The 5,768-nt window shown below is 36.3% G+C and carries 6 protein-coding genes and 1 tRNA gene; all 7 read right to left on the bottom strand.

Going from position 1 to position 5,768, the window contains the following annotated elements; genetic code table 11:
• Positions 1–130: 130 nt before the first annotated feature.
• Positions 131–207, bottom strand: a tRNA-Pro gene (locus tag ACI4WO_RS03455).
• A 408-nt stretch (positions 208–615) separates the two neighbouring features.
• Positions 616–1,338 (bottom strand): ABC transporter ATP-binding protein, encoded by a 723-nt coding sequence (locus ACI4WO_RS03450; RefSeq protein ID WP_439806162.1) that lies wholly within the window; start codon positions 1,336–1,338, stop codon positions 616–618.
• A gap of 16 nt (positions 1,339–1,354) precedes the next feature.
• Positions 1,355–2,182 carry an ABC transporter permease gene (locus ACI4WO_RS03445; RefSeq protein WP_439806161.1) on the bottom strand — a complete coding sequence of 276 codons (828 nt, stop codon included), beginning with the start codon at positions 2,180–2,182 and terminating at the stop codon, positions 1,355–1,357.
• An 84-nt stretch (positions 2,183–2,266) separates the two neighbouring features.
• Positions 2,267–3,007 (bottom strand): GH25 family lysozyme, encoded by a 741-nt coding sequence (locus ACI4WO_RS03440; protein ID WP_439806160.1) that lies wholly within the window; start codon positions 3,005–3,007, stop codon positions 2,267–2,269.
• Entirely contained in the window at positions 2,991–3,791 is an 801-nt protein-coding gene (locus ACI4WO_RS03435; protein WP_439806159.1) for a TatD family hydrolase, read from the bottom strand. Before ACI4WO_RS03435 ends, ACI4WO_RS03440 begins: the two co-directional genes overlap by 17 nt.
• Entirely contained in the window at positions 3,784–4,863 is a 1,080-nt protein-coding gene (locus tag ACI4WO_RS03430; RefSeq protein WP_439806158.1) for an LCP family glycopolymer transferase, read from the bottom strand. The genes ACI4WO_RS03435 and ACI4WO_RS03430 overlap by 8 nt, the downstream gene beginning before the upstream one ends.
• A 160-nt stretch (positions 4,864–5,023) precedes the next feature.
• Positions 5,024–5,593, bottom strand: coding sequence for an SLOG family protein (locus tag ACI4WO_RS03425; protein ID WP_439806157.1), 570 nt, complete (start codon positions 5,591–5,593; stop codon positions 5,024–5,026).
• Positions 5,594–5,768 lie beyond the last annotated feature (175 nt).

Genomic DNA, 5,768 nt, shown 5'->3' with positions numbered 1-5,768 from the left:
AACCCCCGACCTGCTGATTACAAATCAGCTGCTCTACCAACTGAGCTACACCAGCATCATTAAGAATGCTTATATATTATATCATAAAAAAATGTACTTGTCAAGCACTTTTTTTATTTTTTCAAAAAACTGGTCGAGGCGACAGGACTCGAACCTGCGGCATCTTGGTCCCAAACCAAGCACTCTACCAAACTGAGTTACGCCTCGTTCGTTCCAGTTCACTGCTTTCTCGTCAAACAGCTTTATTATTATACACTGTTATTTTCAAAATGTCAATAGGTTTTTTGAAATTCGTCATTTTAAACAAGTTTTCGAGCTTGTTTTGTTTAAAACATCGAAAATTAGTGTTGCTTATTTTCATAAAAAGAAAATCACATCTAAAAGCCTTTATCTTACTTTTTTCATATTTTTCCTCATGTTTCCATTTAGTAAATGGTCGAGCCTAATGCAAGAGAACGAATAAAAGAAAGCCACGTCTGAAAGTTTTTTACCTGCTTTTTTTCAAATTTTTCCTCAGGCTTCCATTTAGTAAATGGTCGAGCCTAATGCAAGAGAACGAATAAAAGAAAACCACGTCTGAAAGTTTTTTGCCTACTTTTTTTTCAAAAAAGTAGGTTACTTTTTCTTATTATACTTTTCAAAAGCTTCCTTAACATTTCCGTCATACTCAATTTTACCGCCGGACAGATAAATTGCCCTGTCACAGGTTTCATTAATAGCATTCATAGAATGGCTTACAAACAAGACTGTAATTCCGGAATTTCTCAGTTCCTTTATTTTGGCTTCACACTTTTTTCTGAATTCTGCGTCCCCTACGCTTAACGCTTCGTCAATAACCAGAATATCAGGTCTGATATTGATATTAATTGCAAATCCAAGACGCATTTTCATTCCGCTTGAATAAGTTCTTACCGGCTGATCTATATATTCTCCCAAGCATGCAAATTCTATTATATTTTCTTCTATAACTTTTATTTCACTTTTATCAAGTCCCAGAAGATAGCATTTTAAATAAATATTTTCTCTGCCTGTCATATCTGCTGAGAATCCGGCAGTAAGCTCCAGAAGAGCAGCAACCTTTCCTTTTACAGTAATTTCTCCGGCAGTAGCAAATGATACTCCGGTAATCATTTTAAGCAAAGTAGATTTTCCGGCACCATTTCTGCCGATAATACCTACAGATTCGCCTTCATGAATTTCAAAGCTTATATCTTTCAATGCCTGATGACGCTTTACTCCCTTGTTGTTGGTAAAGATCGCCTTAAAACGAGCCTTTTCGTTTTTATACAGAAAATATTCCTTGCTTACATGGTCAAATTTTATAACAGTTTCACTCATAAAATACGCTCTCCTTTTAAAGAATATCCGGAAGAATTTTTCTGAGTTTTTTATAAAAATGAGATCCGATAAAAATCAGCAGAATAAATTCAGCATAAAACACTACTAATTCAGTTGTGTAATTCTTATCAAATATTGATATATCATAAAGAAAAGTCTTTCTGTATCCATTTATAAAATAATTTATAGGATTAAAATACATAAGTCTTTTTAAAATCGGGTTACTTACATCATAAGTATCCCAGAATATTCCTGAAAGCCAGAAAAGTCCGGTAATTAAAGAATTTATAAGGTTTTCAAAATCACGGCTGAATGCGCTTAAAGGTGCAGTTGCCCAGGAAAGTACCAGGAAAAACAAAAACATAAGCGGCATATAATAGAAAATCTGTAAATTATATACAGACGGTCCGTATCCGTTACAGATAAGGATAATATACATTATCACACACATACCCAGATGTATTATAAGTGAGGACAACATACAGAATGTCATAATATTTGAAACTGGAAAAGAAAGTTTTGTAACAAACTGACTGTTCTGTCTTATAGACCGTGAACCGCCGACTATTACCTCGCTGATAAAAAACCACGGTATATATCCTGAAAGCATAAAAATAAATCGTGGATACCCGCTTACCATACCTGAGCCTCTGATTCCGACGGTAAAAGCGAACCAAAGTATAAAAAGGGTGAATGTAGGTTTAATAATTGCCCACAGGGGTCCCATAACAGCGCCCTTGTACTTCTTCACAAGGTCATTGACTGCAAGCATCCAAATTTTTTTTAACTGTCCCTTATGCTCGGCTATAATATCAGTTAAGCCAAGTGAGAATTTTTTCGCCATATCATTCTCCATTCATTTTCTTTCTTTTTTCCTTTGAATATTTTATAATATTTACACTATTATGTCAAGTCTTTCCTGTTGCTTTTAACTTTTATCAGGATAATTTTCAAATTCCGTTCTGCTTCCGCTGAAGACGTTCAGGTCAATATACTGCTCTGCGCCCTCATATCCGTCAAGGCGTCCCCTGTTGCAGTACTGCCAGAATGTCCATTTTCTTTTATCTGAAAGCATAGCTTTTTTCCAGATGCTTCTGTACCATATATCATTTTCCTGAAAATACCCCTTTATATACCTTTCATATGTAACATCAGTCACATATATTATAGGCTTCATACCGTAATAATCGCAAAGCATGTCCGACATGCACTGAAGATTTTTTCTTGTTTCATCACTGTCCGGAGGATTTACCCCATATTCCCCATAATATTCAAGGTCGATTACAGGCGGCAGCATATTATCAGTTTTCGGGACAGTATTTATAAAATTTTCAGCCTGAGTTTTTCCGGAACTGTCAAAGCTGAAAAAATGATACGCACCGATTCTGATATCAGTCAGTGAAGCATTTTCAAAATTGGATTTGAAATAGCTGTCAGCATATCCGCTGCCTTCAGTTGCTTTGATAAATGCAAAATCAATATTCTGATCCTCAAGGACATTCCAGTCGATTTCCCCCTGATATGAGGAAACATCGACTCCTCTCACAGGATATTCTTTTTTTGAAGGTGTATTCGGCCATACTATTCCATTGTACCATAAAACTATAAAAATATATACAATTACAAGTATTGTACCAATAATTACAATTAATTTAATGTGACGCTTCAAATTTCAGATTTTCCTCCGATTTTATCCCGAAGAATTTCAAAGCGTTTTCACAGGTTATATCAAGCATTTCCTGAGCAGTTTTTCCTTTTATTTCTCCGGCCTTAAGGGCAATTTTATCGATCATACTGCTGTCGCAGCGCTGACCTCTGAAAGGTTCAGGCGCCATATATGGACAGTCAGTTTCAAGCATAAGCCTGTCCAGAGGAACTTCTTCCAGTGCCTTACAGGCTTTTTTAGCATTTTTAAAAGTTAAAACTCCGGTAAAGCTTATATACATACCCAGTGAAATAACTTCTTTTGCGGTTTCCTCGCTGCCGCTGAAGCAATGAACAACGCCCTTTGGCTTATATTCCCTTAAGATTTCCATAGTATCAGCTGCTGCATTTCTGGAATGGATTATAACCGGCATATCAAGCTTTTTTGCAAGCTCCAGCTGTCTTTTAAAAAGACAGATCTGTTTGTCTTTTGAATAATTTTCATAATGATAGTCAAGTCCGATTTCTCCCAGAGCCTTTATTTTTTCTGAGGATTTTATATACTCCTCAAGCTTTTGAATAAAATCCTCCGGAGTATAGTCAGCAGCTTCCGGATGAACGCCCAATGCTCCGTAAATATAATCATATTCCGACACCATCTGAAGAATTTTCGGACAGTCCTCCAGAGATGCCGCAACTGTTACAATATTTCTGACGCCTTTTTCCGGCAGACTTTCAAGAAGTTCCTTTCTGTCCGCATCAAAGGCAGATTCAGTATAATGTCCGTGTGAATCAAATATATTATTCATTTTCACTGTTCTCCGAATCTGTATTTTCTTCCTGTACTTTATTTTCGTTATTCGGGTCATATTCGTCAAAATACGCTTTTATATCCTCAGTAAAATAATTATCAACAATAAAACCGTCTTCCTTCTGAGATCCGTAAGGAGTTACAAACTGTGCCCTTGTGGAACGGGATTCACTGTCATCAGGATCACTGTATTTAAGCATAAATTTTATTGCATATTTTCTGTTATTATAATCAACTGCAGAAATATCGCTGTCCACCATATTTATAATAGTTTCAAAGTTATTGTCAAGATTTTCTGAAATTCTTTTTCCGCTTGTCTGGTTTATCATAGCTGTAATAAGAGAAGAAGCTGTTGAAATACGCTGAGTTTCTCCTCCGGCATAACCGCCGAAGCTTATAATTTTTTCCATCTGTTCCGGCGAAAGATACTGTTCCCCGTCAGATTCAGGGAGTCCGCTTATTCCCTTAGGAACAGCAAATGTTACTCCGCCCAAAATATTGCATGCTTTTTTGAAGCTTTCCGAGTCAAAGGTCATATATCTGTCGATTTGTATTCCCAGAGTATATTCAAGAGAGTTTCTGACTTCTGAATCCCCGTCATTTAAATAAATATCCTCAACAGGTTTATTATCTTCTCCGGCAAGCATATCCGACTGAATTCCCATAAATGTAATTTTCTTGTCAACAGGCTGTGATCTCATTACAATAAATGTATATGGTTCAGGATAAGTTTCCTTCGTGTATGTTTCGTCAACCTCCCAGTCATAGGTTTCTTCTTCTTCATCATCATAATAATATTCGTCTTCGTAATACTCGTCTTCATAATATTCATCATCACCGTAATAATCTTCAGGCATATCAAGAGTATCACTCAGATCCAGAATCAGAAGAATCGTATGATTGTCCTCCGCTGAGAGAGTACCCGCCTCATTGGTCATTGTAATAAGTGAAGAATCGTCACTGTTGATTTTATCGTAAATAACCATTGCAATACCGCCGATTATAATAAGTGAGATTAAGAAAGTCAGCAAAAACGGAATTGCAACGCTTCCTGATTTTTTTCTTTTCATTTGAATAACTCCTTTTTTAAAGTCCCGTATTTACAGGATTTTCTTTATGTTCATACATTTTTAAACCGTTAATATACAAATTGTTGAAAACTGTGTTGAAAATGTTGAAAGTCTTTCTGCCCACGGACAGTTTAAGCTGTCAATAGTATTTTTCAACAAATCAGTCAAGATAAATGAGTCCGTTTTTCCTGCCGTTGTTTTTTCCGCTGCTGGCTGCAACATAATCCTTTACATTGATTATATTTATTTCAAGCCCTTTTTTGCGGGCATAGTTTATAGTCTGTCCCGTACCGCTTTTATAGTCATCCACAACAGCAATAAGCTTTGATGACCTGTCAACCATATACTGATTTCTGAGCTTATAGCAGTCTCTTGAGTACTCCTCAGAAACACATACTATTTCGTCTGCCTTTTCCAGTATATTTGAAAGGCACCACAAATCATCTCCCTTAAAGCTTTCGCCATGAGCCACAAAAGGCTTAGCGCATATAAGCTTAATATCGGGAAAGCGATTTTTTATATCATAAACATATTCCGCAGCCCAGAGGTCAACACCCCTTGCAAGTCCCGAAATAAAATACTTGTAGCCGTTTTCCGCAGCCTGATATATCTGAAAGTAAAGCATACTTTTTATTACTCTCAGCACCTGATTTTCAACTTCGCCGTATCCCGGCAGCTTTTCCGGACGGTGACCGGTAAAGCATACAGTTTTTTCTCTTGAATATGTCACTTTCCTCTAATCCTTTTTATTTTAAATATATGTCCTGACACCTTTTTATTATAACACAGTCTTTTTTTTATTTCAACCCCTTACTTTTTTTGAAAAAAGCAAGCTGTCTAGCCTTATTTAAATGAACCCATAAAAGAAAGCCACGTCTGAAAGTTTTCGCCCAGCCTTTTTCAAA

Source organism: Porcipelethomonas sp., from assembly GCF_051893655.1.
Classification (GTDB): Bacteria; Bacillota; Clostridia; order Oscillospirales; family Ruminococcaceae; genus Porcipelethomonas.
The sequence above is the reverse complement of the archived record's forward strand: the minus strand, read 5'-3'. Positions and strand labels throughout refer to the sequence as shown.